Annotated in this window: 32 protein-coding genes; 14 read left to right on the top strand and 18 right to left on the bottom strand. The window is 64.1% G+C overall.

The annotated features are described in order from the left end of the window. Positions 1-9: 9 nt before the first annotated feature. The 6 genes from fliP to fliS are packed head-to-tail and all read left to right on the top strand — an operon-like array spanning position 10 to position 4,749. Positions 10-723, top strand: a complete 714-nt coding sequence (gene fliP, locus VN047_RS12980) for a flagellar type III secretion system pore protein FliP (RefSeq protein ID WP_325543373.1) — start codon at positions 10-12, stop codon at positions 721-723. Positions 724-726: 3 nt separating this feature from the next. Beyond that, positions 727-996 (top strand): flagellar biosynthetic protein FliQ, encoded by a 270-nt coding sequence (locus VN047_RS12985; protein WP_325543315.1) that lies wholly within the window; start codon positions 727-729, stop codon positions 994-996. A gap of 7 nt (positions 997-1,003) precedes the next feature. Further along, complete coding sequence (gene fliR, locus VN047_RS12990) at positions 1,004-1,783, top strand: flagellar biosynthetic protein FliR (RefSeq protein ID WP_325543317.1); 780 nt, start codon at positions 1,004-1,006, stop codon at positions 1,781-1,783. A gap of 4 nt (positions 1,784-1,787) precedes the next feature. Continuing rightward, entirely contained in the window at positions 1,788-2,927 is a 1,140-nt protein-coding gene (locus tag VN047_RS12995; protein ID WP_325543319.1) for a flagellar type III secretion system protein FlhB, read from the top strand. Positions 2,928-2,972: 45 nt separating this feature from the next. Continuing rightward, positions 2,973-4,340, top strand: coding sequence for a flagellar filament capping protein FliD (gene fliD / locus VN047_RS13000; protein WP_325543321.1), 1,368 nt, complete (start codon positions 2,973-2,975; stop codon positions 4,338-4,340). A gap of 19 nt (positions 4,341-4,359) precedes the next feature. Then, positions 4,360-4,749, top strand: a complete 390-nt coding sequence (gene fliS, locus VN047_RS13005; RefSeq protein WP_325543323.1) for a flagellar protein FliS — start codon at positions 4,360-4,362, stop codon at positions 4,747-4,749. A gap of 194 nt (positions 4,750-4,943) precedes the next feature. Here the strand turns inward: fliS and VN047_RS13010 are convergent, their stop codons facing one another. The 14 genes from VN047_RS13010 to VN047_RS13075 all read right to left on the bottom strand — a co-directional run bounded on the left by VN047_RS13010 (position 4,944) and on the right by VN047_RS13075 (position 15,711). Beyond that, positions 4,944-6,005, bottom strand: a complete 1,062-nt coding sequence (locus tag VN047_RS13010; RefSeq protein ID WP_325543325.1) for a sigma-54 dependent transcriptional regulator — start codon at positions 6,003-6,005, stop codon at positions 4,944-4,946. 181 nt (positions 6,006-6,186) lie between these two features. Next, positions 6,187-7,053 carry a flagellar motor protein MotB gene (locus VN047_RS13015; protein ID WP_325543327.1) on the bottom strand — a complete coding sequence of 289 codons (867 nt, stop codon included), beginning with the start codon at positions 7,051-7,053 and terminating at the stop codon, positions 6,187-6,189. Next, positions 7,053-7,916, bottom strand: a complete 864-nt coding sequence (motA, locus tag VN047_RS13020; RefSeq protein WP_325543329.1) for a flagellar motor stator protein MotA — start codon at positions 7,914-7,916, stop codon at positions 7,053-7,055. Before motA ends, VN047_RS13015 begins: the two co-directional genes overlap by 1 nt. Positions 7,917-8,004: 88 nt before the next feature. After that, positions 8,005-8,835 (bottom strand): flagellin, encoded by an 831-nt coding sequence (locus VN047_RS13025; protein WP_325543331.1) that lies wholly within the window; start codon positions 8,833-8,835, stop codon positions 8,005-8,007. A gap of 15 nt (positions 8,836-8,850) precedes the next feature. Continuing rightward, complete coding sequence (flgK, locus tag VN047_RS13030) at positions 8,851-10,176, bottom strand: flagellar hook-associated protein FlgK (protein ID WP_325543333.1); 1,326 nt, start codon at positions 10,174-10,176, stop codon at positions 8,851-8,853. After that, a complete protein-coding gene (locus tag VN047_RS13035; protein ID WP_325543335.1) occupies positions 10,173-10,490 on the bottom strand; it encodes a rod-binding protein in 318 nt (105 codons plus the stop codon). Before VN047_RS13035 ends, flgK begins: the two co-directional genes overlap by 4 nt. Next, on the bottom strand, positions 10,487-11,557 hold the full coding sequence (locus VN047_RS13040; RefSeq protein ID WP_325543375.1) for a flagellar basal body P-ring protein FlgI: 1,071 nt from the start codon (positions 11,555-11,557) through the stop codon (positions 10,487-10,489). Before VN047_RS13040 ends, VN047_RS13035 begins: the two co-directional genes overlap by 4 nt. A gap of 53 nt (positions 11,558-11,610) precedes the next feature. Continuing rightward, positions 11,611-12,270: a flagellar basal body L-ring protein FlgH gene (locus tag VN047_RS13045; RefSeq protein ID WP_325543337.1), complete on the bottom strand. Its 660-nt coding sequence runs from the start codon at positions 12,268-12,270 to the stop codon at positions 11,611-11,613. Beyond that, on the bottom strand, positions 12,251-13,036 hold the full coding sequence (gene flgG, locus VN047_RS13050; protein WP_325543339.1) for a flagellar basal-body rod protein FlgG: 786 nt from the start codon (positions 13,034-13,036) through the stop codon (positions 12,251-12,253). Before flgG ends, VN047_RS13045 begins: the two co-directional genes overlap by 20 nt. Positions 13,037-13,048: 12 nt before the next feature. Further along, a complete protein-coding gene (locus VN047_RS13055) occupies positions 13,049-13,792 on the bottom strand; it encodes a flagellar basal body rod protein FlgF (protein ID WP_325543340.1) in 744 nt (247 codons plus the stop codon). A 35-nt stretch (positions 13,793-13,827) separates the two neighbouring features. Continuing rightward, complete coding sequence (locus VN047_RS13060) at positions 13,828-14,655, bottom strand: flagellar hook basal-body protein (RefSeq protein WP_325543342.1); 828 nt, start codon at positions 14,653-14,655, stop codon at positions 13,828-13,830. 3 nt (positions 14,656-14,658) lie between these two features. Beyond that, positions 14,659-14,961: a flagellar hook assembly protein FlgD gene (locus VN047_RS13065; RefSeq protein ID WP_325543344.1), complete on the bottom strand. Its 303-nt coding sequence runs from the start codon at positions 14,959-14,961 to the stop codon at positions 14,659-14,661. A 1-nt stretch (position 14,962) separates the two neighbouring features. After that, entirely contained in the window at positions 14,963-15,373 is a 411-nt protein-coding gene (gene flgC / locus VN047_RS13070; protein WP_325543346.1) for a flagellar basal body rod protein FlgC, read from the bottom strand. Beyond that, entirely contained in the window at positions 15,370-15,711 is a 342-nt protein-coding gene (locus VN047_RS13075) for a flagellar basal body rod protein FlgB (protein WP_325543348.1), read from the bottom strand. Before VN047_RS13075 ends, flgC begins: the two co-directional genes overlap by 4 nt. Before the next feature lie 288 nt (positions 15,712-15,999). Here VN047_RS13075 and VN047_RS13080 point away from each other — a divergent pair, with 288 nt between their 5' ends. The 6 genes from VN047_RS13080 to VN047_RS13105 all read left to right on the top strand — a co-directional run bounded on the left by VN047_RS13080 (position 16,000) and on the right by VN047_RS13105 (position 21,049). Then, positions 16,000-16,512, top strand: a complete 513-nt coding sequence (locus VN047_RS13080) for a flagella basal body P-ring formation protein FlgA (protein WP_325543350.1) — start codon at positions 16,000-16,002, stop codon at positions 16,510-16,512. A 177-nt stretch (positions 16,513-16,689) separates the two neighbouring features. Beyond that, positions 16,690-16,986 carry a flagellar biosynthesis anti-sigma factor FlgM gene (gene flgM, locus VN047_RS13085; protein WP_325543352.1) on the top strand — a complete coding sequence of 99 codons (297 nt, stop codon included), beginning with the start codon at positions 16,690-16,692 and terminating at the stop codon, positions 16,984-16,986. Continuing rightward, positions 16,983-17,282 (top strand): hypothetical protein, encoded by a 300-nt coding sequence (locus tag VN047_RS13090; protein WP_325543354.1) that lies wholly within the window; start codon positions 16,983-16,985, stop codon positions 17,280-17,282. The genes flgM and VN047_RS13090 overlap by 4 nt, the downstream gene beginning before the upstream one ends. A gap of 80 nt (positions 17,283-17,362) precedes the next feature. Further along, a complete protein-coding gene (locus VN047_RS13095) occupies positions 17,363-18,193 on the top strand; it encodes a transglycosylase SLT domain-containing protein (protein WP_325543356.1) in 831 nt (276 codons plus the stop codon). Beyond that, the gene (gene flhA / locus VN047_RS13100) at positions 18,190-20,313 is read left to right on the top strand and encodes a flagellar biosynthesis protein FlhA (RefSeq protein WP_325543358.1); all 2,124 of its coding nucleotides are present in this window, start codon (positions 18,190-18,192) and stop codon (positions 20,311-20,313) included. Before VN047_RS13095 ends, flhA begins: the two co-directional genes overlap by 4 nt. Beyond that, positions 20,303-21,049, top strand: coding sequence for a FliA/WhiG family RNA polymerase sigma factor (locus VN047_RS13105; protein WP_325543360.1), 747 nt, complete (start codon positions 20,303-20,305; stop codon positions 21,047-21,049). Before flhA ends, VN047_RS13105 begins: the two co-directional genes overlap by 11 nt. Positions 21,050-21,080: 31 nt before the next feature. Here the strand turns inward: VN047_RS13105 and VN047_RS13110 are convergent, their stop codons facing one another. Genes VN047_RS13110 through VN047_RS13125 form a run of 4 tightly spaced genes read right to left on the bottom strand, consistent with a single transcriptional unit; the run spans position 21,081 to position 22,960 of the window. Beyond that, on the bottom strand, positions 21,081-21,581 hold the full coding sequence (locus VN047_RS13110) for a MarR family winged helix-turn-helix transcriptional regulator (RefSeq protein ID WP_325543362.1): 501 nt from the start codon (positions 21,579-21,581) through the stop codon (positions 21,081-21,083). Between the two features lie 29 nt (positions 21,582-21,610). Next, positions 21,611-22,024 carry a hypothetical protein gene (locus VN047_RS13115; RefSeq protein WP_325543363.1) on the bottom strand — a complete coding sequence of 138 codons (414 nt, stop codon included), beginning with the start codon at positions 22,022-22,024 and terminating at the stop codon, positions 21,611-21,613. 26 nt (positions 22,025-22,050) lie between these two features. Further along, positions 22,051-22,422 (bottom strand): hypothetical protein, encoded by a 372-nt coding sequence (locus tag VN047_RS13120; RefSeq protein WP_325543365.1) that lies wholly within the window; start codon positions 22,420-22,422, stop codon positions 22,051-22,053. Positions 22,423-22,480: 58 nt separating this feature from the next. Next, positions 22,481-22,960 carry a helix-turn-helix transcriptional regulator gene (locus VN047_RS13125; protein ID WP_325543367.1) on the bottom strand — a complete coding sequence of 160 codons (480 nt, stop codon included), beginning with the start codon at positions 22,958-22,960 and terminating at the stop codon, positions 22,481-22,483. A 311-nt stretch (positions 22,961-23,271) separates the two neighbouring features. Here VN047_RS13125 and VN047_RS13130 point away from each other — a divergent pair, with 311 nt between their 5' ends. Beyond that, a complete protein-coding gene (locus tag VN047_RS13130; RefSeq protein ID WP_325543369.1) occupies positions 23,272-23,904 on the top strand; it encodes a TetR/AcrR family transcriptional regulator in 633 nt (210 codons plus the stop codon). Then, positions 23,897-25,570, top strand: coding sequence for an MFS transporter (locus VN047_RS13135; RefSeq protein ID WP_325543371.1), 1,674 nt, complete (start codon positions 23,897-23,899; stop codon positions 25,568-25,570). The genes VN047_RS13130 and VN047_RS13135 overlap by 8 nt, the downstream gene beginning before the upstream one ends. Positions 25,571-25,587: the final 17 nt, after the last annotated feature.

Raw genomic sequence — 25,587 nt, forward strand, 5'->3', positions numbered from 1 at the left:
GGCGCGGCGCTGCTCTGCGCGGCGCCGGTCGCCTATGCGCAAGCCGCCGACGGGCTGAACCGCGCGGTCACCGAAATCGGCGGCGACGGCCGTCCGCTCTCGCTATCGCTCCAGATTCTCATCCTGATGAGCCTGCTGACGGTCCTGCCGTCGCTGCTCCTGATGATGACCAGTTTCACACGCATTATCATCGTGCTCTCGATCCTGCGCCACGCGCTCGGGCTCCAGCAGACGCCGCCGAATCAGGTGCTCGTCGGATTGAGCCTCTTTCTCTCGCTTTTCGTGATGCAGCCGGTGATCAGCGAAGTGAACCGCGTCGCGATCGAACCCTATGGTCAGGAACAGATCGACATCGGCGAGGCGGTGTCGCGTTCGGGCGTCGCGCTCCACGGTTTCATGATGCAGCAGACGCGCAAGACCGACCTGATGATGTTCGCGAAGATCGCCAAGGCGCCGACCTATGCGAGCCCGAAGGACGTGCCCTTCTCGATCCTGCTCCCCGCCTTCGTCACCAGCGAACTCAAGACTGCGTTCCAGATCGGATTCCTGATCTTCCTGCCTTTCCTCGTCATCGATCTGATCGTTGCATCGGCGCTGATGTCGCTCGGCATGATGATGCTGTCGCCGACTATCATATCGATGCCCTTCAAGCTGCTGCTCTTCGTTCTGGTCGACGGCTGGGCGCTGACGATGGGATCACTCGCCTCGTCGTTCGGGACATAGTGGATGGAAGCCGACTATTTCATCGGCGTAGCGCAGCAGGCGCTGTGGATTCTCGCGCTTGCCTCGGCGCCCTTGCTGCTACCCGTGCTCGTCATCGGCGTGCTGCTCGGCATGGTGCAGGCGGCGACCTCGATCAACGAGCAGACGCTGACCTTTGTACCCAAGCTGATTGTCGCGGCGATCTGCCTCGCGATCTTCGGGGGCAGCATCCTTGTCCTGCTCACCGATTTCACCCGCGAGATCTTCGCGCAGATTCCGGCGCTCGTCCGCTAGGACGCCAATGAACCCCGCCGACATCCCGAATATCGAGGCGATGCTCCAGCTGTGGATGCTGGGGATGATCCGTCCCGGCGCCGCGTTCATCGCCGCGCCGGTGTTCGGCGCGTCGAACGTGCCGGTGCAGCTTCGGCTCGTCATCGCGCTTGCGGTCGGGGTGCCGGCGGTCGCCGCATCGGGCATGACGCTGCCACCCGAAGGAATCGTCTCGGTCCCCGGTTTTCTGCTCGTCATCGGCGAAGTCGTGATCGGCCTCGCTATGGGCTTCGTACTCCAGATGGGCCTCGCCGCTGCGCTGATCGCGGGCGAGGCGATCAGCAATGCGATGGGCCTGGGCTTTGCGTCGATGGTCGATCCGTTGAGCGGTGCCTCGAGTTCGGCGATCGGCCAGTTTCTCTCGATGCTCGCGACCGCGCTTTTCCTCGCTGCCGATGGCCATCTGGTGCTGATCGGTATCATCGTCGACAGCTATAGCGCGCTTCCCCCCGGCAATGCCTTTCCGTCGTTCGAGGCGATCGGCGGCCTGCTGCGTTTCGGCAGCCTGATGTTTGCCGCCGGCCTCACTATCGCGATGCCCGTGGGGTTCGTCCTGATACTCGTCCAGATCATCATGGGGGTGATCGGGCGCTCGGCCCCCGCGCTCAACCTGTTTGCGGTCGGCATTCCCGCAACGCTGCTCGCCGGGATCGTGCTGCTCGGCGTGGCGACCCCCGCGATGGCCGAAGCGATCGCGCGCATCCTGTCCGATGCGCTCGATGCGGCACGCATGATGGCGGGGATCTGACGCGATGGCAGGCGAGACCGAGAAGGATCAGAAGACCGAACAGCCGACGGCGAAAAAACTCGCCGATTCGGCGCGCGAAGGCGACGTTCTGATGTCGCGCGAGCTGGCGACGGCGCTGATGATGCTCGCCGCGGCGGGCTGGATGATCGCCGCGGGCGGCTGGTTCGTCCAGTCGGCAGGCGACCTCGTCCGTCGCGGACTGACGCTGACCGCCGCCGACGTCTCCGATTTCGCGCCCGCCGAGGCGCTGATGCGCAATGGTGTCGAAATATTGCTGCCGCTTGCCAGCCTCTTCGCGCTCGCAATCGGCGCGGCCATTGCCGGACCCGCCTTGCTCGGCTCGTTCGGCTGGCGCGGCAAGGCGCTCGCCTTCAAGGGCAGTCGCATCAGCCCGATGAGCGGTCTGAAACGCATGTTCGGGATGCAGGGCGTCACCGAACTAGGCAAGGCGCTGGCGAAAGTGCTGCTGCTCGGCACGATCGGCTATTCGCTGGTCGAAAGCAGCCTGCCGGCGATCATGACGATGGCGTCCACCGATCTGATGTCTGCTATCGGTCTCGCCGGAAAGGAAATCGGCCATGCGATGCTGGTGCTCGCCGGCGGTCTCGTCGTGATCGCGCTGATCGATGTGCCGGTGCAGTGGTTCCAGCGCAACAAACGGCTGATGATGAGCAAGCAGGAGATCAAGGAGGAGATGCGCCAGTCCGACGGCGCGCCCGAACTCAAGCAGGCGCAGCGCCAGCGCGCGCACGAGATATTGAGCGGATCGGCGCGCAAGGCCGTGTCCGACGCGACCGTCGTCCTCACCAACCCGACTCATTTCTCGGTCGCACTCCGCTATCGTCCCGGCGAGGACGCCGCGCCCGTCGTCGTCGCGCGCGGTCGCGGCGACGTCGCGCTGTCGATCCGTGAACTCGCGCGCGGTGCCAGCGTGCCGATCCTCGAATATCCGCAGCTGACCCGCGCGATCTATTTTACCGCGCGCGCCGGCCGCGTGATTCCCGAGGAGTTGTTCGTCGCGGTCGCGACCGTGCTCGCTTTCGTGTTCCAGCTCGAGCGCGCCGCAGCCGACGGCCTGGCGCAACCGGCGGTCGATGTGCCGCCCACGCATCGTTTCGATCCCGAAGGACGCCGTCAGGCTTAAACTTGTCCGCGCGCCGCCGTTAAGGGATGCGAAGGATATTTTGCCATGGTCAGTTCAATCGCCAACAGCCTGGGCTTCGGGTCCGGTCTCGACGTCAAACAGCTCGTCACCGACCTGTCGAACGCGTCTCGCGATCCCAAGATCAAGCGCATGACCGAACTTACCCAGGCGAACCAGACGCGGATCAGCGCGCTGGCGCAGGCGCGATCGGACCTTGACGGATTTGCCGATTCGCTCAGCCAGATGGTCAACGACGGGACGCTCCGCAGCACACCCACCGTTTCCGACGAAAGCGTCCTTGGCGCGACCAGCCGCGCGGGCCTTTCTGCCGACAGCTTCGCCGCGACGGTCGTGGTGAACCAGCTTGCGCGCGCGCAAACCAATTACTCCGGCGTTGTCGCCGACCGTACCGCCGCGATCGGCGCGGGTACGATGACGCTGACCGTTGGCGGTGTCGCCAAGACGATAACCGTCGATGCGACGAACAACAGCCTCGACGGTCTCGCCAGGGCGATCAACGCCAGCGGCGCCGGCGTCACCGCGTCGATTATTGCCGATGAAGGCGGCCACCGCCTGATCCTGAAAGGTCCGACCGGAGAACCGGGCGCCTTTACCCTTACCGCCAATGCCGGCGCCGATCCGGGCCTCGCCGCCTTCGCAACCGACAGCATGACGCTGGGCCAGAGCGCGGCAAATGCCGAATTCACGATCGACGGCGTCGCCTTCAGCCGCGCAACCAACATCATCGACGACGTCGTCCCCGGCATGTCACTCACGCTGAAGAAGGCGGCACCCGGCCAACCCGTCGACATTGGCGCGAGCCGCCCGCTCGACATGATCAAGCAGACGGTCGGCGATTTCGTTGCGGTCTACAACCAGCTCAAGAAGAGCCTTATCTCGGCGTCGAGCCTTCCCGGTGCCACCGCTTCGCTGCGCGAACTCGAACGCGAACTCGGGGGGCTCCTTCATAAGGTGATTTCAAGCCACGGCAGCATCAACAAGCTCGCGGACATCGGCATTTCGACGACGAAAGAAGGCCTGCTGGCCGTCGACAATGCCAAGCTCGACAAGGTGCTCGCCGCGGACGCCGGCGCGGTCGAGGCGCTGTTCAATCCGCGCCGCGATGCCACCCATAATGAAACGACCGATCCCGGTATCGCCTTCGCGCTCGACGCGATCCGCGACAAGGCCGTCGGCGCCAATGGTGCCATCGATCGCGCTTCGAAATCGCTCGATGCGAAAAAGGAAAGTCTCGCCGAGCAGCTCGGGAAGATCGAGGAACGCGAGGATGCCTACCGGAAGCGCCTCGAGAAGCAATATGGCTCGCTCGAAGCGAAGCTCGCCGCCTTCAAGGCGACGCAGACCTATCTCGAACAACAGATCAAGCTCTGGTCGAACCAGGGCAATGACTAATAACTAGGGTTTGGGGACCGTGACCGCTACCGCTTCGACCGTCCGGGCGACCGGGCTTTATCGCCGCTTGCAGAACGAAAGCCGCGCCGCCGCCGCCGACCCCGTCGAGCTGGTGACGATGCTCTATGACGAGCTGGAAACCGCCGTCGGCGTCCTTGCGGCGATGGTACGGCAGGGGCAGCGCATCTCGGCAACCGAACCAGCGCATCGCGCACGCGCGATCCTGATCGGCCTCGACGTCAATCTCGACCGCGACAAGGGCGGCGACGTCGCAACCGCGCTGTCGCGCGTCTATCGCAGCATGCGCCGCAAGCTCGACGATGCGGTCGCAGCGAACAGCGCGGAAGCGCTCACCGAGCTTCTCGACGGAATTTTGACGATCAGCGCCGCCTGGCGGCAACTTCGCTAGACCATTTCTCCGCTGACGCGGAAACGACACCGGCCCGCTTCTCTGGCGAGAGGCGGGCCGGTGTCGTTTCGATCGAAGAAGCGCGTCGGGTACCCGGCCGCCCTAGGTGGGGACGGGCGGCCGGGTGGTGGCAGGGGCGGACCAGAGCCCCCTTTTTCAGCTGGTGCTGAAACTCGCGTGTCGTCTTGCGGCGGTCAGGCGGCCTGCTGGTGAACGCCATATTTGCGCATCTTTTCGATGAGCGTGGTGCGTTTCAGCGTCAGCAGGCGTGCCGCTTCGGAAATGATGCCGTCGGCAAGGTCGAGGGCAACGTGGATCTGTTCGAGCTCGATCGTCTCGATCTCGCGCTTTAGGTCGATTGGACGGCCCGGTGCCGGAGCCTTGGCGTGCTGCGCAGCCGGAGCCGCCAGCGCGTCCTCGTTGACAGGGACCAGTACGGGACTGACCGGAGCGGCCCGTCGCGGCGCAAGCGCAGCGGTAGGGTTCAAAAGCATGGCGACGTCATCGGCGCCGAGTGTCTCGCCGCTGTGGAGCACGCTGGCGCGTTCGACGAAGTTACGCAGTTCGCGCACGTTGCCCGGCCAACCGTGCTGCATCAGCAGCGCCATTGCTCCGTTGTCAAAACGGCATTTGGCGTCGGCGGGCATCTTGCGCTGGAAATGGCGGATCAGTGCCGGAATATCCTCGACGCGGTCGGCGAGACTGGGGACCTGCAACACAACCACGCCGAGCCGGAAGAACAGGTCTTCACGGAATTTGCCGTCGGCGATCGCGCTGTCGAGATCCTGATGGGTGGCCGAAATCACGCGGACGTCGATATTGCGCACATCGCTGCTGCCGACGCGGACGATCGTCCGGTCCTCGAGCACGCGGAGCAGCTTGACCTGCATGTCGAAACGCATGTCGCCGATTTCGTCGAGGAAGATCGTGCCGCCCTCGGTCGCTTCGAAATGGCCGATGCGCCGGGTATGGGCGCCGGTAAAGCTGCCCTTTTCATGCCCGAACAATTCGGATTCGATGAGTTCGCCCGGGATCGCGCCGCAGTTGATCGCGGCAAAAGGCTTGGCCGACCGGACACCTTCGTCATGGATGGCGCGGGCGACGAGTTCCTTGCCCGATCCCGAAGGGCCGCAGAGCATGACCGAGGCGTTCGATCGCGCCACGCGGCGGATCATGTCGCGCAGGTGCACGGCGGCCGGGCTGCTCCCGATAATCAGCGTTTCAAGCGCTGTGTTGCTGTTCTGGCCCGCAGTCATTTCAGTCTCCACCGCGCCCCCCGATCGGCGCCCTTTCGATGAACCCGGAAATTGACGAAAGTGGTAAACAAAGGATTAGCGACCGGCAGTTAACTCATTAAAAACAAATGGTTATTGCCAAAATGGAAGTAATGACGCTGCAATCTCGTAGTTAAGGATCCAATATGCTGCCAAACTGGCACTAATTGTCACCGGCCGATCGCCAGCCAAGCGTGATCGAGATGCGGCGATTGCGGGGATCGAATCGGTCAGCGGGAACATAGGGCTCGCGATCCGCCACTCCCTCGATGCGCGAAAAGCGTTCCGAAGCGACGCCGCGGAACTCCAGGTAATGGCGCGTGACCTCGGCCCGGTCGACCGACAGGCGCCAGTTGTTCGTGCCGGCCTTGGCCGACCAAGGGGCGGCGTCGGTATGACCGCGGACCATGACTTGGTTGGGCACCCCGGAGATCGGTTTCGCAATTTCGCCGAAAAGCCGCGCACCCGCCGGGGTGAGCTGGCTCGTGCCGAGCGCGAACATCGAGAAATCGGCATCGTCGACAACGTCGATGCGAAGACCTTCGGCGGTTTGAGTGAAGGTCATATTCTGCGCGAGGCGCCTGGTTTCGCTTTTGGCCTGGATCCGTTCCTTCAGCGTCTGGGCGAGCAGGCTGAACTTCTTCGATTCGGCCTCGCTTTCGCGTCCTGACGCCTCTCTCGGTCCCCCCACGGCGTCGCGCGGAATGGTCATGGCGCGCGTACCGGTCTGCGCCGCCCCGTGCGGGTAGCGGTCCGCCGCGACGAGCGAGTCGCCACCGAACAGACCGGTCGATCCCGCCGTGTCGGTTTTCGTCTGGACAATCGTCGGCGCGAAATAGTCGGCAAGCGCCTTGCGCTGCTTCTCGTTCGTCGCGCCAAGGAGCCACATCAACAGGAAGAAGGCCATCATCGCGGTAACGAAGTCGGCATATGCTACCTTCCACGCACCGCCATGGTGGCCGCCATGCGCCTCCTGGATCACCTTCTTGACGATGATCGGGCGCGGCGGGGTATTCGGACGCGCGGCCATCAGCGGCCCCGCATGCCGTCAAAGACTTCCGCGAAGCTCGGCTGGTTGTGATGATCGACGCCCGACCGCGCCGCCTCGATCACCAGCGGCTGCGGATGACCGTGAAGCGAAGCGATGATCAGCTGCTTGACCGTATGATAGATGGCATTGTCGCTTTCGATCACGGTCTTGGCGCGTGTTGCGAAGGGGCCGACGAGACCATAGGCCAGCAACACGCCAAGAAAGGTGCCAACGAGCGCTGACCCGATCATCGCGCCGAGGATCGCAGGCGGCTTGTCGATCGAGCCCATGGTTTTCACCACGCCGAGCACCGCCGCGACAATACCGAGCGCGGGCAGCGCGTCGGCAAGGCTTTGCAAGCCTTCAGCAGGTTTCATCGAGTGATGATTATGGCTCTTCAGCGCATTATCCATCACCTCTTCGACCGCGTGCGGGTCGAGCGTGCCCGACGACACAACGACGAGGCGCAGCGTGTCGCAGATCAGGTGGACGAGCGTGTCGTCCTTCAGAAGCTTGGGATATTGCTGGAAGATCGTCGAGTTTTTCGGATCCTCGATATGCGGCTCGACCGCAACGGGGCCTTCGGTCCGCATCATCTTCATCAGGGTCGAGACCAGCAGGATGCAGTCGAGATAGTCCTGCTTCTTGTATTTCGGTCCCTTGAACACCTTGCCAAGCCCACCGCCGAGCGCCTTCAGGTCGGCGCCCGAATTGCCGATGATCAGCGAACCGAGCGCGGCGCCGCCGATGATCAGCATCTCGTGCGGCAGCGCGTGCATGACGGGCCCCAGATTGCCGCCCGTCAGCGCAAAGCCACCGAAGACCAGCAGGATCAGAACGATGATGCCGACAACGGGAAACATTCAGGGCTACTCCATCGGGGCACACGGCCCGCACAATTCGAAGACGTCTCGATGATTAACGGCAGCAGCGCCGCGATATTGAGGGCCGTCAGCTCAAAATATCGAACAAGGTCTGACGGTTGATCTTTGCAAAGGCCGCCTGCGCCGCCCTCAGCGTCAGGTCCTGCGCGTTGAGCTGCGCGATCGCGACATCGAGATCGGTGTCCTCGACCGCCGAACGCTCGTCCTTGAGCGTGATCCCCCGTGCCGCAAGTCCGTCGCCGATACGATCGAGCCGCCCGCCAGAAAGGCCGATTTCCGCATGTTTGTCAGCGACATGATCGATAGCGGTGGCTAGAATTCCCAGCGATGCGTTCATACCGGCCTTGTCGCCCGCCGTGACCGCCGCCGCGGCATCGCGGATACCTGTCGACAAGCTGTTTCCGCCAACCACGAAAACGTCGGCGGCCGACGGAACCGGCGCGAAGGTCACGTCGGAATCGAAGCGCATCACGCGCGCGGCGCCGGCCGCGAACACGGGGTCGCCGTTCGAATCGCGCATCGCGGCAAGTGCATCGAGCTCGTCGGCGATCGTCCCGAGTTCTGCGGCGATCGTCGCACGGTCGGCAGGGTTCGTCGTGTCGCTCGTCGCGGCGAGCGTGAGTTCGCGCGCGCGCGTCATCAGATTGCTGACCGACTTCATCACGCCGTCGGCCTGCGACACGAGCGCCGAGGCCGAATTGATGTTCGCCGACCAGGCGGTCATGCTCGCCTGTGTCGTGCCGATCGTCGCGATCCGCCGCGCCGCGACCGGGTCGTCGGACATGCGCAGGAGCTTCTTGCCGCCCGAAATCTGGATCTGGGTCCGCTCGAGCTGTTCGGCCAGTTTCTGCTGCCGCGCGATTTCACGCGTCATGCGGTTGCCTACGGCGTTGATCATGGTCGTGACCTTTCCTTAGAGCGAGCTGAGCAGCGTCTGCATCGTTTCGCGCGCGACCTGGATCGTACGCGCGGCAGCCGAATACGCCTGTTGGAAGCGCAACAATTCAGCGGCTTCGGTGTCGAGGTCGACCTGGCTGACCCCGTCCCGCGCCGCCGCCGATGCATCGGCGCGCGTTGCCGCGGCAGCATCCTGCGCGCGCGACGAGGCTACCGCCTGCGCCTGCGTCGCAAGATGGCCCGACCAGCGCGCTTCGGGGTCGTTCGCCCCGCGCATCGTGCCAAAGGCGAGCATGTTGCCATTGCTGCCCGATGCGTCGGCCACCGCAACCTCGTCGGGCGCGAGCGCCGCGGCGGTCAGCGTCGCGGCGCTCGCGCCGGTGAACAGCAGCTGACCCGGATTGCCATTGGCATCGGTGCCGGCCTGGTGCGCGGCATTGAGCTGGCTCGCAAAGTCGGTCGCCATTGTGTCGAGCGCGACACGCTGGTCAGCAACATGATTCGCGCCCTCGGCGAGACCCGCGAGCGAGCCGGTCGAGATCGCGAGCGGAGACCCGCCGACGCTGTACGATAGCCGCCCGTCGGCGGCCGCGGTGACCTCGATCGGATTCACGACGCCGCCGCCGACGAGCAGATCGCCCGATCCGGAGGCGCGCAGCGTCACCGCGCCATTATTGTCGAAACTTGCGCTCACCCCTGCCTGCGACGACAATTTGTCGAGCAGCCGGTCGCGTTCGTCGAGCAGACTGGCCTCGTTCGTCGATCCTGGCCGCGACTTGCGCAGCCCGACGTTGATCTGTTCGAGCGCGGTGAGGTCGGCGTTGAACTGGTCGACCTCGCTTGCGGCCGCACCCTCGATCCCGTCGCCCATCTTGTCGAGCTGGTCCGCGGCGGTGCGGAAACCCGATGCAATGTCGTCGACCGACTGCAGGAACTGGGCACGCAGCGTCCGGTTCGAGGGATCAGAGGTCAGCTGGTCGGCGGTGGTGTAGAGCTTTGTGAGGCCGGTCTTGATACCGTTGGTTTCGTCGCTCAACGCGCCTTCGACCTTATCGAGCCAGCCGAGTTTCGTCGACGACCGTTCGGCATCGCCGGAGGTGATGCGCGAATCCTCGATCAGCCATTTATCGACCGACCGGTCGATGCCGCGGATATCGACGCCACCGGGATTGGTATTGCCGCGATAGAAGATCGAATTGCCGCCACCGACGGCCTCCATCATCTCAAGCCGGCGGCGGGCATATCCCGGCGTCTGCGCGTTGGCGATATTGTCGCCAATCGTCGAGAGCGCACGCGAATAGGCCTTGAGTCCGCTATAGCCGATGCCGAGCAGGTCGCTCATTGCACGCCTCCGACCAGACGGCCGACCAGACTGCTCGTGCGGCCGCCAAGCTGCCGCTCGACCATGTCGGCGATCCCGAACTGACGCATTGCGGCGAGCGAATCGGCGGTGCGTGCGTCAGCCATTTCGCGAAAATTGTCGGTCGCGCTCGACCCGAAGATATCGTCGCCAAGCTTTGCCTGTCGCATCGAGGCCATCAGCTGGCGCAGGATCACGGCTTCGAAAGCCTCGGCCGCCTTGCGCAGCCCGCCGTCGCCGCCGCCTGCAGCTGCGGGAGTCGGCGCCGCCGATACCGAAGAGATGGGCGTCGTCATATGATCACCAGTTCCGCTGTGAGCGCGCCGGCCTGGCTCAGCGCCTCAAGGATGGCGACGAGGTCGCCGGGGGGAACGCCCATGCGATTGATCGCATCGACGAGTTCGGAAAGCGAAGCGGTCGGCTTGACGAGCATCACCGGGGTATATTGCTCGTCGACCTGGATATCGCTCGACTGTTCGACGGCAGTCTCGCCGCGGCTGAACGGTGCGGGCTGCACCACCATTGGCGATTCCTTGACCGAGACGCTGAGCTTGCCCTGCGTCACCGCCGCAGTGCCGACGCGAACCGCGCCGTTGATGACGACGGTACCGGTGCGTGCATTGACGATAACCTTCGCTGGCGGCTCCGAGCGCTGGACGCCGAGATTCTCGATCTGCGACATCAGCCGCATCCGCTCGTCGCCGTTGCCCGCAGCGCGGATCGCGATGCTGGCGCCGTCGAGCATCGACGCGCTGCCGGGAAGCGCGGCGTTGATCGCATCGGTCACGCGTTTGGCATTGGTCGCATCGAACTGATGGAGGTTGAAGGTCAGGTAGCTCGCAGTGGCGAAGCCGGTATCGACCGAGCGTTCGACCGTAGCACCACCCGCGATACGGCCGCTCGACGGGATATTGACGGTCAGCTTCGACCCGTCGGCAGCAGCAACGCCGAGCCCGCCGATGACGAGGTTGCCCTGCACCATCGCATAGATCTGGCCGTCGGCGCCATAGAGCGGCGCAAGCACGAGCGTGCCGCCGCGCAGGCTCTTCGCCTTGCCGATCGCCGACACGGTGACGTCAAGACGCTGACCCGGCTTCGCGAAAGGCGGCAGTTCGGCGGTGATCATCACCGCCGCGGCATTTTTCAGCGCCGGATTGACTCCGGGGGGCAACGTCAGGCCGAAGCGCGACACCGCGCCCCTCATGCCCAGCGTCGAATAGTCGAGGCTGTCGTCGCCGGTGCCCGCGAGCCCGACCACAAGCCCGTACCCCGTGAGCTGGTTGGCACGCAGGCCCTGGAACTGGCCCATGTCCTTGATGCGCTCGGCCTGCGCCGGCGCAGCAAAGGCAAGGCTGGCGAGCATGAGCGCGATAAGGGTGAACAGGGTCGGACGCTGGGTCACTTCATATTCCTCTGTTAGAACGGGCTGATGATGGCGAAGAAGCGCTGCAGCCAGCCTTGCTGGCTCGCGCGAGCGATCTCGCCCTTGCCGACGTACCGGATGTTCGCGTTCGCGACCCGGGTCGACAGGATGCGGTTGTCGGGACTGATATCGATCGCGCGGACGATACCCGAAATCTGGACGCGTTCGTCGCCGCGGTTGAGCGTGAGCAGCTTTTCGCCCTTCACCAGCATCGTCCCGTTGGGATACACGGCGGCGACGGTCACGCTGACCTCGCCCGACAGCGCGTTCGACTGCGATGCGTCGCCCTTGCCCTTGAACTGCTGGCCGCCACCGGCGGCGACGTCGCTGGGATTGAACAGCGATAGCGGCCCGGTGGTCGGCGGCGTCAGGCCGATGCTGCCATCGCGCTGGGTGCCCGCGGCGTTGCTTTTCGTCGCAGCGGTGCGCTCGACGAGCTGGATCGTAATGATGTCGCCGATATTGCCCGCGCGACCGCCCGAAGTGAGCGGTACATAACCGCCCTGGAAGATCGAGCCGTTCGCCGGCGGCGGTGCCGGCGGCATCGGCATCGACACCGAAAAGGCGTCGGGCGCAATCTTGTCTTTCGCGAACGCCGGAACCGGCGCAAGCACAAGCGCGATCAGGACCAGATCAGAGAGTCTGCGAGGCATTTTTCATCATCTCGTCGGTGGCCTGGATCATCTTCGAATTGACCTCGTAGGCGCGCTGCGTCTCGATCATGTCGACCAGTTCCTCGACGACATTGACGTTCGATCCCTCGAGCATCCCGCCGCGCAGGCTGCCACGTCCTTCCTCGCCCGCGGCGCCGACCTGCGGCGCGCCCGAGGCGAGCGTTTCAACGAGCATGTTGCCGCCGATCGCCTGCAAGCCCGCCGGATTGGCGAAGCGCGCGATCTCGATCCGGCCGAGTTCGGTCAGCGTCCCGTCGGCGCCGGTCGCCGACACGGTGCCGTCGGCCCCGATCGACACATTGGTCGCATCTTCGGGAATCTGGATCGCGGGGGTGACCGGCTTGCCGTCCGACGTCACGATCGTGCCGTCGGGAGCGCGGCCGAAATTGCCCGCGCGCGTATAAGCGGTGCGCCCGTCGGGCATTTCGACCTGGAAATATCCGGCGCCATCGATCGCGACGTCGAGCCCGTTGCCGGTGGTGGCAAACGTGCCCTGCGTGTCGATGCGCGCGGTGCCGTTAAGCGCAACGCCGGTGCCGAGATTGAGCCCGGTCGCATAGCGGTTTTCTGCCGACGACTGCGCGCCCGGCGCGGTCATCATCTGATAGCTCAGCGTTTCGAAGCTCGCGCGGTCGCGCTTGAAGCCCGTGGTGTTCACGTTGGCGAGGTTGTTGGCAATCACCTGCATCCGGAAGCCTTGGGCATCCAGACCGGTTCGTGCGACGTGCAGGGCACCGAAGCTCATCTCAAAATCTCCTTATCGGGGAAGCTGCATCAGGTTCGCGGTCGCGCTGTCCATGTCGCGCGCATCGCTCACCATCTTCAATTGCGTGTCCCAGCTGCGGCTCGCCTCGATCATCTCGACAAGCGCGGTGGTCGCCGCGACGTTCGATCCCTCGATCGAACGCGTCACGAGCCGTGCTTCGGGGTCGTCGGGCAGGATGCCGTCGCCCTTCACGCGGAACAGGCCGTCGAGCCCCTTGACGATGTCCGATCCGGTCGGGGTCGCCAGCCGCAGCCGGTCGACCTCCTGGGGATTTTCGGGATCGCCGCCGGTGGGGACGATCCAGACGCGGCCGTCGGTATCGATCCGGATCGAATCGGCCGGGGGGATCGTGATCGGTCCCTGCCCGCCCTGGACGGGATGACCGTCTCCGGTGGTGAGCAGCCCGCTGGCCGCGATCTGCAGGTCGCCGCGCCGCGTATAGGCTTCGGCGCCGTCAGGCGCCTGCACCACGAGCAAGGCATCGCCCTCCATCGCGACATCGAGGTCGCGGCCCGTCGCGGTGACGGTGCCGGCGCGCATGTCGGCGCCGATCACCTCTTCCGACGACATGGCGCGCGCATTCGCGCCGCTGCCATTGAGCCACAGCGACTGCGCCTCCGCCATGTCGGCGCGGAAACCCGGCGTCTGCGCGTTCGCCAGATTGTTGGCGATCGCGGTCTGCCGGGACATGCTGCCCCGCATCGCGGTAAGGCTGGTGTAGATGAGGCGGTCCATGCGGAGGCTCCCGGCAGTCGGTTAATCGCGGACGGTCAGCGCAGGCCGATGATCGTCTGGGTCAGCTGCGACGCGCCCTCGATCGCCTTGGCGTTCGCCTGGAAATTGCGCTGCGCCGACATCAGCATCACCAGTTCCTCGGTGATATCGACGTTCGAGCGCTCAAGCGCGCCCGAGCGGACCGCGCCCATCGAACCGTTGGTCGGGCCATCGATCCTTGGCGGGCCGCTTTCGCCCGTCGACTGCCAGTGCGCGTCGCCGGTCGGACGCAGGCCCGACATGGTCGGAAAAGTCGCCATCGCGACCTTGCCGAGCATCTGGTCCTCGCCGTTTGCAAAGGTCGCGGTGACGAGGCCGTCGAGCCCGATGGACACATTGACCAGCGCCGAGGTCGGATCGGTCGGTGCGCCGTCGGGCAGCCGAAGATCAAAGGCGCCGGCGAGCGTGTTGTTGGTGACATTGCCATCGGCATCGACGGGGAGGAGCTGCAGCTTCGAACCGGTCGTATCGATGACATAGCCGTCGGGCGTCGGTTCGAACGAACCGTTGCGCGTATAGGTGATCGCCTCGGTCGGCGGATTGCCCTTCACGATGAACAGGCCCTCGCCGACGATCGCGAGGTCGAGCGTCTTTTCGCTCGCTTCGTACGAACCCTGCGTGAACTGCTGGGTGATGCCGTTAAGGCGTGTGCCCTGGCCCGCGATCGTCTTCGTCGACTGCGTCGGCGACGAGGCAAAGATATCGCCGAACTGCGCCTTGCTGCGCTTGAAGCCGACCGAGCCGGCGTTGGCGATATTGTTCGAGATGACCGACATGTCGGTCTGCGAGGCTTTGAGACCCGAAAGCGAAGTATAGAATGACATGGATTATCCTTCCTGCGTGGTGGGGGCGGGCGCCGGAGTGGCGGCCTTGATGTCCTTGAGCAGCTGGGTCTGCGCCGTGAGCTGCTCCGAAATCTTTGCGAGCACCGTGTTCGTTTCGCTGATCCCGGCGAGGCTCGAGAATTGCGCCATCTGCGCGACCATCTGCTGGTTATCGACCGGGTTGAACGGATCCTGCTGCGACAGCTGCGCGGTCATCAGACGAAGGAAATCGCCCTGATCCATCTGCTGGCTGGTGCCTTTGGGGTGGATCACGGGGTTGTTGTTGGTGATGCTGTTGACGCTCATCTTACTGTCCCATCCTGAGGGTTTCGTTGATCAGGCCCTTCGCGGTTTCGAGGACCTGGACATTGTTCTGATACTGGCGCGCGGTCTCGACCATCTCGACCAGTTCGGCGGCGCTATCGACCGCGGCTTCCCAGACGTTGCCGTCCTGATCGGCCAACGGGTTCGACGGATCGTGGCGTTTCGAAGGCGCCATTTTCGAGGTCGTGACCTGATCGATCTGGACCGTCGCGCGGCCATGGCCGTCCATCACGGTGCGGAACACGGGCTTGAGCGACCGGAAGGCGCCGGCTTCGCTGCCCGCCACCGTTCTGGCGTTTGCGAGGTTCGACGCGGTGGTGTTCAGGCGGACGAGCTGCGCCGACATCGCGCGGCCGCTGATGTCGAAGACGGAGAAGTTGCCGTTCATCGTCATTCGCCCTTGATCGCGCGGGTCAGCGTGTTGATGCGTCCCGTGAGGAAAGACAGGCTCGACCGGTAGGCGAGCGCGTTTTCGGCATAGGCGGTCTGCTCGGTCGCCATCTCGACGGTGTTGCCGTCGAGCGACGATTGGACCGGGACGCGATACGCTACCGCGCCTTCGGTCGACGCGCCTTGCTGCGCCAGATCGAGCGCCTTGGCGAAATCGATGTCGCGCGCCTTGTAATTCGGCGTCGCGGCGTTCGCGATGTTCGACGCAAGCATCATCATCCGCTGGCTGCGCAGCTGGAGCGCTGTCGCGTGCAGACCAAAGAGTTTCTCGGATGCCATCATCCCGTTCCTTCATTTGCCGACACCGGCGACAGGCTTCTCACCGCTGATCCGGGCCGGTCTTCGCCGGCGCAGACGCGCGGAAACACAGGGCATGATGCAATCACCGTGCCAAAAGCAAATTTTATCTTGTTTTCAGTACATTGACCGGGATGCGGCAAGCTTGTTCATCACCCTCGTCAAAAAACCGACGACATCGCGCTGGACCGCGCGCAACCGCGCGCCAAACCGCGACTGGCACGCTTCCTGCAAAATATCCGGCAACCATTCTGGACCCCAAGGAGATGGATCTTGTCCCGCAAATATCTCGCCGGCCTTGCCGCATGCGCGCTCATTCCCGCCCTCCCCGCCTCCGCGCAGCAGGCCACCGAGGATTGGCAGGCGATCGACGCGCTGACCGGCATGGTCGCCAACGCGCTCGGACGCACGGCGACCCCCGTCGATCGCCGGATTAAGCTCGAGCGCTGCCCCGAACAGGCATCGGTGACCGCGATCGATGCGCACACGCTTGCGGTGCGCTGCGCCTCGCTAGGCTGGCGCCTGCGCGTTCCGATGACCGGACCCGCCGCAGATGCAACCCCCGCGGCGGCGAGCTTCGCCAGACCCGTGGCAGGCGCGCCCGTTGTCCGTCGCGGCGACAATGTCCGCGTGACGATCGACACCCAAAGCTTTTCAATCGCCTACGCCGCGGTGGCGACCGAAGACGGCCGCGTCGGTGAGACGATTGCCTTGCGCGGCAACGACGCGAAATCGACGCTCAGCGCGACGGTCACCGGTCCGGGCCGCGCGCGCATCGCCGATTGACGCCCGCTTTTCTTTCACTTCATCCTCCAGGGGCCCGGAGCTGTCGGCTTTTCGACGGCGCCGGGCTTTTCTTTTGTCTTTTTTCGGGCACGCCGGCTTAATCGCTCGCGTCGACGTCCGTTAAAGCCTTCGTGAACCGCGCCGTCACTTTTCTGACGGCACCGGATGGAGGCAATTATGTCGGGTGACAGCAAGATCGGAGCAGTCGGCGGTATCGGCCGCACCGGCCCGCTGCGCAAGGTCGCCAGCGATGCGACCGCGTCGTTGTCCGCCGCGCCGCAGATCCAGCCGGCACAGGACAATCTGCCGACCGCGCGCCTGTCGCGTCTCGCGGGTAGCCTCGCTGACATGTCACCGCCTGTCGACGTCGCACGCGTTGCCACCTTGCGAGCCGCGATCGCCAGCGGCAGCTATGGCGTCCACCCCGCGATCATCGCAAGCGCAATGCTCGATTTCCACAGCGGGGCCGAATGATGCTCGACGAGGTGCAGACGCGGCTCGACGCACTGGTCGGCGCGCTCGACGGACACGACGCTGGCGCGATCATCGCCGCGACCGAAGAGCTGGCAACCGCAGTAATCCTGTTTCGCGGCGCCAGCATCCCGCCCGGCAGCGAGCATCGCGCGCGCGCGCTGATCGGAAAGACGCTCGGCCAGCTCGAAGCGGCCGCGATCCGCGTCAACATCCTCAAGGACTGGACGCGTCAGAGGATTGACAGAAGTCATGAGATCCGCGGCACCCATCATCGAGGCGCCGCACTAAACTACTGATCCCTATATGAATTACAGCCACTTACCTTAAATGGCACGATGATTGCTTTTGGTCTGCCGAACCAGCGGAACCACAAGCCATGAACGCAATCAATAATCCCCGGGGCTCGACCCACATCGCCGCTCCCGTGTTGGATGCGGTACAAAATGCGTCGACACGATCGGGAATCGATTTCGACTATCTGTTCGACGTCGCACGCGTCGAGAGCGGCTATAATCCGACCGCGAAAGCACCGACCTCGTCGGCGCGCGGACTCTATCAGTTCACCAGACAAACGTGGCTCGCAACGCTCGACCGCCACGGCGCGAACCACGGACTCGCCTGGGCGGCTGACGCAATCGGCCGCGATGCGTCGGGCCGGCTGTCGGTGGCCGACCCGGTGCTCCGCCAACAGATCCTCGATCTGCGCGACGATCCGACGGCATCATCGAACATGGCCGCGGCGCTGACCGGCGACAATCGCGACTATATCGAAAGCCGCATCGGCCGCGCGGCTGAACCGGTCGACCTCTATCTCGCGCATTTTCTCGGATCGGGCGGCGCCGCCAAATTTCTTACCGCGCTCGAAGCCAACCCCGACCAGCCCGGCGCAACGATGATGCCCGAGGCGGCGGCCGCCAATCGCTCGGTATTCTATGCCCCCGACGGCAGCATGCGCAGTCTTGCGGATATCCGCGAACGCTTTCGCGTGAAGCTCGAAGAGGGCGGAAAGACCGAAAATATCAAGCTCTACGCCCCCACCGGCTGGCACGCGCAGGCGAGCAGTTCGAGCGGCCTTGCGGGCGGTGGCGGTGGCGGACGCCCGCCGCTTCAGATGATGGATATCCAGCCTATGCCCAAAAAGCTCTCGATGGGCTTTGCCGCCGATGCCTATCGGCGGCTCGCTTCGCTTTCGGGAGGCGCGGCATGACCGTCGGTCTCAATCTTGGCAGCATCGGCCGGATCGCCGGCGCGTCGGCGCTCCCTGTCGGGATGCTGATCCTCGTCGGCCTGATGGTGATCCCGGTTTCGCCGCTGATCCTCGACATCAGCTTCGTCGCCAATATCATGATCAGCCTCGCGATCCTGATGGTCGCGCTGTCGGCAGCCAAGCCGCTCGACTTTTCCTCCTTCCCGACCGTGCTGCTCCTCGCGACATTGTTCCGCCTCGCGCTCAACGTCGCCTCGACGCGCGTCGTGCTCGTCCATGGCCACGAAGGCACCGCCGCTGCGGGGCATGTCATCGAAGCGTTTGGGCAGGTGCTGATCGGCGGCGACTATGTCGTCGGCCTGTTCGTCTTTTTCGTACTGATGATCATCAATATGGTCGTCATCACAAAGGGCGCGGGGCGCGTGTCCGAAGTGTCGGCACGCTTCACCCTCGATGCCTTGCCGGGCAAGCAGATGGCGATCGACGCCGATCTCAACGCCGGGCTGCTGAGCCCCGAAGAAGCCAAGCAACGCCGCGTCGAAGTCGCGACCGAAGCCGATTTCTATGGCTCGATGGACGGCGCCTCGAAGTTCGTGAAGGGCGACGCGATCGCGGGCCTCCTGATCCTGTTCGTCAATATCGTCGGCGGGCTGATTCTTGGCATCTTCAGCCATGGCCTCAGCTTTTCGGAAGCCGGCAGCAATTATGTCACGCTCGCGATCGGTGACGCGCTCGTCGCGCAGATTCCTGCGCTGCTGCTGTCGATCGCCGCAGCGGCGATCGTCACCCGCGTCGCATCGCCGTTCGACCTCAGCGGCCAGATCAGCAGCCAGTTCTCCGCGCCCCCGGTCTGGATGGCGGTCGGCGGCATCCTCTTCATCCTCGGCCTTGTTCCCTCGATGCCGCAAATGCTGATCCTGCCTGCCGCTGCGCTGTCCTTCGGCATCGGCTGGCAACTCCGCCGCACCGCGGCCGCGGTCGCCGACCTGCCTGAGCCCGCCGCACCTGCGCCCGATCCGTCGCTGATCGAATGGGCCGATGTGAGCGACGCAAGCGCGTGCCAACTCGAAATCGGCTATGCGCTCGTCACCCTCGTCGACGAGCGCAAGGGTTCGCCGCTGATGACCCGCATCACCGGAATTCGCCGGCAGTTGTCGAAGGAACTCGGCTTTGTTGTCCCGCCGGTGAAGGTCAGCGACGATCTGTCGCTGCCCGGCAACGTCTATCGCATCTCGATCGCCGGAGTGATCGTCGGGGAGGACGAGGTGTTCCCCAACGAGATGCTCGCGCTCGATTCGGGCGATCTCGTCACCAAGGTGACCGGACGGCCCTGCAAGGATCCGACCTTCGGCCTCGACGCGCTGTGGATCCCGAAGGCGACACAGAATGACGCGATCGCTGCGGGCTATACCGTCGTCGATCCCGCCACTGTCGTCGCGACGCACCTCAACAACAGCATCGTCGCGTCCGCGGCCGAACTGTTCGGCATCGACGACGCGCAGGCGCTGATCGACAATCTGAAAGCGCATTATCCGCAACTTGCGCAGAATCTCTCGCCCCAGGGTTATGCTCTGCCGCGCGTCGCGAGCCTGTGCAAATCGCTGCTCGTCGAGCGCGTGCCGCTACGCGACTTCCGCAAGATCGCCGAGGCGATGGTCACGTTGTCGGGACAGCAGCTGGGCGAGATCGACCTCATCGAGGCAGTACGCCAGCGCATCGGCGCGCTGATCGTCCAGACGATCGTGCCGAGCCGCATGCCATTGCCCGTCGTCACCTTCAGCCCCGAAATCGAAATATTGCTCAACCAGGCGGTGCGCGCCAATCCGGGCGCCGAATGGCCGTTCGAGCATGGCATGGCGATGAAAATCATCGAACAGGTCGGTCAGGCAGTCGAACCGCTGCTGCTCCAGACGCGCAGCTTCGCGCTCGTCGCGTCGCCGATCTGCCGCTCGGCGCTCTCGCGGCTCGTGCGCGCCACTTTCTCCGATGTCGCGGTGATCTCCTACCTCGAGATTCCCGCGACCAAGCAGACCGAAATCGTCGCGACGATCGGCGCCGAAGTACCGCGCCTCGCGACCGGGCCCGACGCCCACATGGAGGACCAACCACATGAGAATTGAGCCCGCCGAGCAATTTGTCGCGTCCGGCGGCCGCATGACCCGCCCGCACGGCTATGGCGAAAGCGTCGAGGCGCTGGTCGAGGAATATTCGCCGCTGGTGCGCAAGATCGCGTGGCAGGTTTTCTCGCGCGTGTCGCGGACGAGTGAACTAGATGATCTGATCCAGACCGGGCTGATCGCGCTGATCGAGGCAAGCCGCAATTATGAAGAGCGCGGCTTCGCCTTTGCCACCTATGCCTCGACCCGCATCCGCGGCGCAATGATCGACCAGCTGCGCCGTGAGGCCGATGTCGGACGATCGGCGATGGTGGCAACAAAGCGGCTGCAGGCAGCACGGGGAGGGCTCGAACAGCAGTTGATGCGTGCGCCGACCTCTGCCGAAATGGCTGAGGCGCTGGACATGTCGGCAGAGGATTATTTCGCGCTTGAACGCAATGCGACGCACGGACGCTCGACTTCGCTCGACGAGTTGACCGACGTTGGCGCCTTTCTTGCCGCCGACGACAGCCTCGGCGCGGGCGAAACATGCGAACAGGAGGATTTGATGGGAGCATTGCGCCAGTGCGTCAGCCTCCTGTCGGACCGGGAGCAGATGGTGCTGCAGCTTTATTTCTTCGAGGAACTCAACCTGCACGAAATCGGCCTGACCCTTGACGTCAGCGCCGCGCGCATCTGTCAGATCAAGCGCGAGGCGATGGCCAAGGTCGACCGGATGATGCGCTCGATGACCGAGTAGCGGGGGGTCGGCGGGGAACCCCTCCCGTCGCTCAGGCGGCGAGGTTCCGGCTGCTCTGCCAGGCCATGCCGATTTTCTCGAAATAGCTCGCCATCCGCTCGGTCCCCTTGTCGGTCAGGCGGACGATCGTGCGGCGGCGGTCGCGCTCGTCAATCGAGCGCTGAACCAGTCCCAACCGTTCGAGCGCGCTGATCATGCGAAGCCCCGACGACAGCGGAACGCCCGCCCCGGTCGCAAGATCGCTGGCGCTGAGCGCGCGGCCGTGCGCGCCTGCGAGCATCAGGTCGAGCATCATGTCCCAGACCGGCCCCGTCAGCTCGGCGCTGCCGAAATGGCTGCGGCGCATGCGGCGCATCTGGATGCTGAACGACAACTGGTCGAGCAACGCCGATCGCGGCGCGGCGGCTTCGCGACCTTCATCCGTGCGGACCGGAGCTGGCGGCAATTCTTCGCCGCGGCTCGCGAGCAGCTCGTGGATCTGATCGATACGCGACTTTAACTCGGCAACTTCTTGGTTCGAAAATTGCTGCATGTGATGCGACCCCCAGGGTGCCACGTACACTAGGCCTGCGCTTCCCTTTTCCGACCGGATGAACCCGAAGCATAGATGATCAACAGCAGGATCGGGTACGATATATAGACCGACAGCAGCGAATAGGGCCGCGCCATTATCTCCGAAAACATCATCTTCTGGATGTGGGCGAAAATGGCGATCAATTGCCACCCGGTAATCCAGTAAGGCCAGAAACTCTGCGTCTTCAAGGTGATAAACCAGAAGCTCAGCAGCACGAGCACGTCGATGATGAAGATATTGACTTCGATGTCGGTCCAGGTCGGGAAAGGCGTTACGGCGCTGGTGAGGACCGAGGCGATCAGGGCGGTATAGGCCGCCCACCGTTCGAACGGACCGCCGCGGCTGATAGCGACGGCGACCGTAATGAACAGCACAATATAATAGATCGCCACGGACCACATTGTGGCAGTCAACCCTTATTGAATGATCAGGATGCCTGCGCAAGCGGCAGGGCGGCGACCGACATGTCGTTGCTGCCTTCATCGACGAGCTTCGCCGCGGCGGGCTTGACGCCAGCACCGAACATGCGCGTGCCGAGGCCGACCTCTTTCTGGGTTACCGTCAGCGCAAGATGCGCATCGGTCAGCAGCTGGCGGACTTCGCCTGCGGCTGCCAGCGCATGCGCAACCTTGGCCATCGCTTCCTGGCCGACGATCGCCGACATGTTCGTTTCGCGCCGCGCGGTCGGCAGCGTGGCCGCCAGCTGCGCAATGCGGATCATCGCTTCGTCGATGGCATCTTCGGCCCGGTGCAGGTCGGCAGCGATCTTCTTCGCCGCGGAAACTCGTTCATTCAGCATTATCTTTTTCCTTGAAAAAGAATGCCACCGGTTCCCCCCCGCAGCATTCGTTCGAACATCAGGTCAGAACGCGACCAAGTCCGACAAGGATCGAATAAAGGGCGAAAAAAGCCGAAATCGTCGCGAAAGCGATGAGGATCGGCCAGATTATCCTTTCCATCAACCCATGCCGGTTGGCCGGCTGGGACGCGGTAGGAAATGGCGAACCGATATCTAAAAGTCGCCGAAACGAACTGCGCCCCGTTTCGGCATCGTCGGCCTTGGGAACCTCGCCTAGGTCGATCAATTGATATGTCAAAGGCTGATAAGGGGTAACATGATCGAAGACACCGTGAATCGCCAATATACGCGCCGCCTCTATCCTGTTTGAAACATTGAGTTTTTTCAGGACGCGCCGCACGCGTTCGTCCACTGTATGCGGCGAGACGTTCATCAGACGCGCGATCTGCTTGGAATTTTTATGCTCGTAAACGTGCCGCAACGTTTCAATCTGCGCGACCGACAGCAGACTGATGTAATTGTCGGGGTCGCCTTGCACGGCGGTTTGAATAGAGCATCACGAGTCGAAATCAAGTTGGGTCGAGCACCGACATGCTGCCGCGCCGGCATCTCGCAAATCGCGGTATCATGCAAAAAACCTTCTGAAAACGCGCTGTTGCCCCATTTTGAACCCGTTTTGCCGCCGGGCAATTTTTTTTCGGGTTGGACAGGCTTCAAAAGCCCGAGCTCGCCCTGTCGCACCACCTGCCTTCCTGCCGATTTAATTCAACAATCGTTGAATTAAATGAAAATCGGGTTTAGCGAAAATATGCGATACGGCGAGTCCGCCGACGAGATGGAGCACGAGCGGTGCCAGTCAATTCCCGCCGCGGGCGCCGGCCCGCCGATCATGACGACACGGAAAACCGAATCCGGCGTGCCGCGTTGCGACGCTTTGCCGAGAGCGGCTTCGACGCCGCGCGCCTTCGCGATATTGCCGCCGATGCGGGCGTCGATGCGGCACTGATTTCCTATCGCTTCGGGTCGAAAATGGGTCTCTGGAAAGCCGTGGTCGAACGCATCGGCACACTTATGCTCGCTCGATTGACGACGGCGGGCGGTGCAAGCGAAACCACGCCGCCCGGCATAGCCCTCGCGGAGCAAATGAACGTGCTGATCGACATCAATTGCGACGACGACGCGATCCCGCGCTTCTTTCTTCGCGATGCGGGCGGCAATGCCGAACGGTCGCAATGGGCGTTCACGCATATGTCGCGCCCCGTGCTCGATCATTTCATGCCATTCGTCGAACGCGCGCATGCGGCGGATCATGTGTCGGCGCCGATGCCCGAGCTTGTTTTCCTGACCTTCGCTTATGGTGTGGCGGTCAGCGTCGTGCGGCGCGACGGGATCGTTACCTTCGTGCCCGCACTCGCCGACGACAGGGCATTTCGCCAGTCGCTCCACGACTCGCTCATCGCCCCGCACATCCGCCATGGCTGAGCGGACACCTCCTGTCGGCGGCTATGTCTTCAAACCGCACGAGCGGCCGATCATGCCGGGGTCGCCCGCGAACCCCGACCACCCCTCGCGCCGCAAGCTGGGCTATTTGCTGATCGGTCTCTATCTCGCGATCGTCGGCGGCTTCCAGAACGGCCTGCTGCTCGCGAACATCACCGCGCTCCAGGGGCATCTCGACCTGACGCCCGTCGAGGCCGGCTGGGTCACCGCGACCTACAGCATGACCAATGCCTGCATGAGCATATTGTTGTTCAAGGTCCGGCAGGAATTCGGCATCCAGCGCTTCGTTCGCGCGATGATGCTCGCGCTGCTCCTCGCCAATTTCCTGCAGTTATTCGATGCCGGATACCGGCTCGAACTCGTGTCGCGCGGGGTGTCGGGGATCGCCGCGAGCGGGCTTTCGACGCTCGCCGCCTTCTATCTGATGCAGGGCATGCCGGCCAAAGCGCGGATCGGCGGCCTGCTGCTTGCGATCGGGGTCAGTCAGGTCGCGCTGCCGCTCGCGCGCGCGATATCGCCGCTGCTGCTCGCCGACGGCGACGTCACCAACCTGTTCATCCTGCAATTCGCGCTGTCGCTCGTTGCGGTCGGGCTGGTGAATATCCTGCAGCTTCCGCCAGGCGAGACGATCCGGTCGTTCGGAAAGCTCGACCTCGTGACCTTCCCGCTGCTCGCGGTCGGCGTCGGGCTGCTCTGCGCCTTTTTCGTCCAGGGGCGGATCGTCTGGTGGACAACGCCCTGGCTCGGCGGGACGCTTGCGGCGGCGATCCTGCTGATCGGTATCGCCTTCCTGATCGAGCATAACCGCGCCAACCCGATGCTGCACACGCGCTGGATGAGCAGCAGCGACCTTTTGAAATTCGCACTGACCGGCGCCTTCGTCCGCGTCCTCCTGTCCGAACAGAATTTCGGCGCGACGGGGCTGTTGTCGGCCGTGGGAATGGGGAACGACCAGCTCGTCGCCTATTATGCGGTCCTCGCCCTGGCGACCCTGTTCGGCGCGCTGCTTGCGGTCGCGCGGCTCGATCCGAACGATCTTCGCCGGCCAACGCTCGTCTCGCTCGCGGTCATCGCGGTGGCGGCGCTTGCCGATACCCACTCGGGCCTGCTGACCCGCCCCGCCGATCTCTACCTGTCGCAAGCCGCGCTCGCCTTTGCCGCAGTCTATTTCATGGGGCCGATGCTGATGGAGGGGTTCGTGCGCGCGCTTGCCAAGGGACCGTCGCACGTCATCAGCTTCCTCGCGCTGTTCAACCTGTCGCAAACGCTGGGCGGGCTCGCCGGGGTCGGCGCGCTTTCGGCCTTCCACACGCTGCGCGCCAAGGCGCATCTGATGACGCTGGGCGGCAGCCTGTCGACGAGCGACCCGGCGGTGGCGCAAGCGATGAGCGCGCTGGCCGCGAGCATGAGCGCCAATATGACCGACCCCGCGCTGCGCAGCGCGACCGCGGGTGCGCAGGTCGTGCAGGAGGCCGCTCGCGAAGCGGCGATCCTTGCATTCAACGACGTGTTCTTCGTGATCGGAACCGCGGCGGCATTCGCCTTTGTGATCATGTTCATCCGCTGGCTCTACGACCGTCGCCGCGGCGTCAATCCGCTTGCGAAGGAACTCGAGGCTCTTCAGAAAATACTGGCAAGGAACCAATGAGCGAAAAGAAGTCACCC

The sequence above is a fragment of the Sphingopyxis sp. genome, assembly GCF_035565275.1.
Taxonomy (GTDB): Bacteria; Pseudomonadota; Alphaproteobacteria; order Sphingomonadales; family Sphingomonadaceae; genus Sphingopyxis.

What these genes read in the sequence shown, in the direction of transcription:
- VN047_RS12985 (WP_325543315.1), top strand. Translation starts at nt 727, where the DNA reads ATGGAAGCCGACTATTTCATCGGCGTAGCGCAGCAGGCGCTGTGGATT.
- fliR (WP_325543317.1), top strand. Translation starts at nt 1,004, where the DNA reads ATGAACCCCGCCGACATCCCGAATATCGAGGCGATGCTCCAGCTGTGG.
- VN047_RS12995 (WP_325543319.1), top strand. Translation starts at nt 1,788, where the DNA reads ATGGCAGGCGAGACCGAGAAGGATCAGAAGACCGAACAGCCGACGGCG.
- fliD (WP_325543321.1), top strand. Translation starts at nt 2,973, where the DNA reads ATGGTCAGTTCAATCGCCAACAGCCTGGGCTTCGGGTCCGGTCTCGAC.
- VN047_RS13010 (WP_325543325.1), bottom strand. Translation starts at nt 6,005, where the DNA reads ATGACTGCGGGCCAGAACAGCAACACAGCGCTTGAAACGCTGATTATC.
- VN047_RS13015 (WP_325543327.1), bottom strand. Translation starts at nt 7,053, where the DNA reads ATGGCCGCGCGTCCGAATACCCCGCCGCGCCCGATCATCGTCAAGAAG.
- motA (WP_325543329.1), bottom strand. Translation starts at nt 7,916, where the DNA reads ATGTTTCCCGTTGTCGGCATCATCGTTCTGATCCTGCTGGTCTTCGGT.
- VN047_RS13025 (WP_325543331.1), bottom strand. Translation starts at nt 8,835, where the DNA reads ATGATCAACGCCGTAGGCAACCGCATGACGCGTGAAATCGCGCGGCAG.
- flgK (WP_325543333.1), bottom strand. Translation starts at nt 10,176, where the DNA reads ATGAGCGACCTGCTCGGCATCGGCTATAGCGGACTCAAGGCCTATTCG.
- VN047_RS13035 (WP_325543335.1), bottom strand. Translation starts at nt 10,490, where the DNA reads ATGACGACGCCCATCTCTTCGGTATCGGCGGCGCCGACTCCCGCAGCT.
- VN047_RS13040 (WP_325543375.1), bottom strand. Translation starts at nt 11,557, where the DNA reads ATGCTCGCCAGCCTTGCCTTTGCTGCGCCGGCGCAGGCCGAGCGCATC.
- VN047_RS13045 (WP_325543337.1), bottom strand. Translation starts at nt 12,270, where the DNA reads ATGCCTCGCAGACTCTCTGATCTGGTCCTGATCGCGCTTGTGCTTGCG.
- flgG (WP_325543339.1), bottom strand. Translation starts at nt 13,036, where the DNA reads ATGAGCTTCGGTGCCCTGCACGTCGCACGAACCGGTCTGGATGCCCAA.
- VN047_RS13055 (WP_325543340.1), bottom strand. Translation starts at nt 13,792, where the DNA reads ATGGACCGCCTCATCTACACCAGCCTTACCGCGATGCGGGGCAGCATG.
- VN047_RS13060 (WP_325543342.1), bottom strand. Translation starts at nt 14,655, where the DNA reads ATGTCATTCTATACTTCGCTTTCGGGTCTCAAAGCCTCGCAGACCGAC.
- VN047_RS13065 (WP_325543344.1), bottom strand. Translation starts at nt 14,961, where the DNA reads ATGAGCGTCAACAGCATCACCAACAACAACCCCGTGATCCACCCCAAA.
- flgC (WP_325543346.1), bottom strand. Translation starts at nt 15,373, where the DNA reads ATGACGATGAACGGCAACTTCTCCGTCTTCGACATCAGCGGCCGCGCG.
- VN047_RS13075 (WP_325543348.1), bottom strand. Translation starts at nt 15,711, where the DNA reads ATGATGGCATCCGAGAAACTCTTTGGTCTGCACGCGACAGCGCTCCAG.
- flgM (WP_325543352.1), top strand. Translation starts at nt 16,690, where the DNA reads ATGTCGGGTGACAGCAAGATCGGAGCAGTCGGCGGTATCGGCCGCACC.
- VN047_RS13090 (WP_325543354.1), top strand. Translation starts at nt 16,983, where the DNA reads ATGATGCTCGACGAGGTGCAGACGCGGCTCGACGCACTGGTCGGCGCG.
- VN047_RS13095 (WP_325543356.1), top strand. Translation starts at nt 17,363, where the DNA reads ATGAACGCAATCAATAATCCCCGGGGCTCGACCCACATCGCCGCTCCC.
- flhA (WP_325543358.1), top strand. Translation starts at nt 18,190, where the DNA reads ATGACCGTCGGTCTCAATCTTGGCAGCATCGGCCGGATCGCCGGCGCG.
- VN047_RS13105 (WP_325543360.1), top strand. Translation starts at nt 20,303, where the DNA reads ATGAGAATTGAGCCCGCCGAGCAATTTGTCGCGTCCGGCGGCCGCATG.
- VN047_RS13110 (WP_325543362.1), bottom strand. Translation starts at nt 21,581, where the DNA reads ATGCAGCAATTTTCGAACCAAGAAGTTGCCGAGTTAAAGTCGCGTATC.
- VN047_RS13115 (WP_325543363.1), bottom strand. Translation starts at nt 22,024, where the DNA reads ATGTGGTCCGTGGCGATCTATTATATTGTGCTGTTCATTACGGTCGCC.
- VN047_RS13120 (WP_325543365.1), bottom strand. Translation starts at nt 22,422, where the DNA reads ATGCTGAATGAACGAGTTTCCGCGGCGAAGAAGATCGCTGCCGACCTG.
- VN047_RS13135 (WP_325543371.1), top strand. Translation starts at nt 23,897, where the DNA reads ATGGCTGAGCGGACACCTCCTGTCGGCGGCTATGTCTTCAAACCGCAC.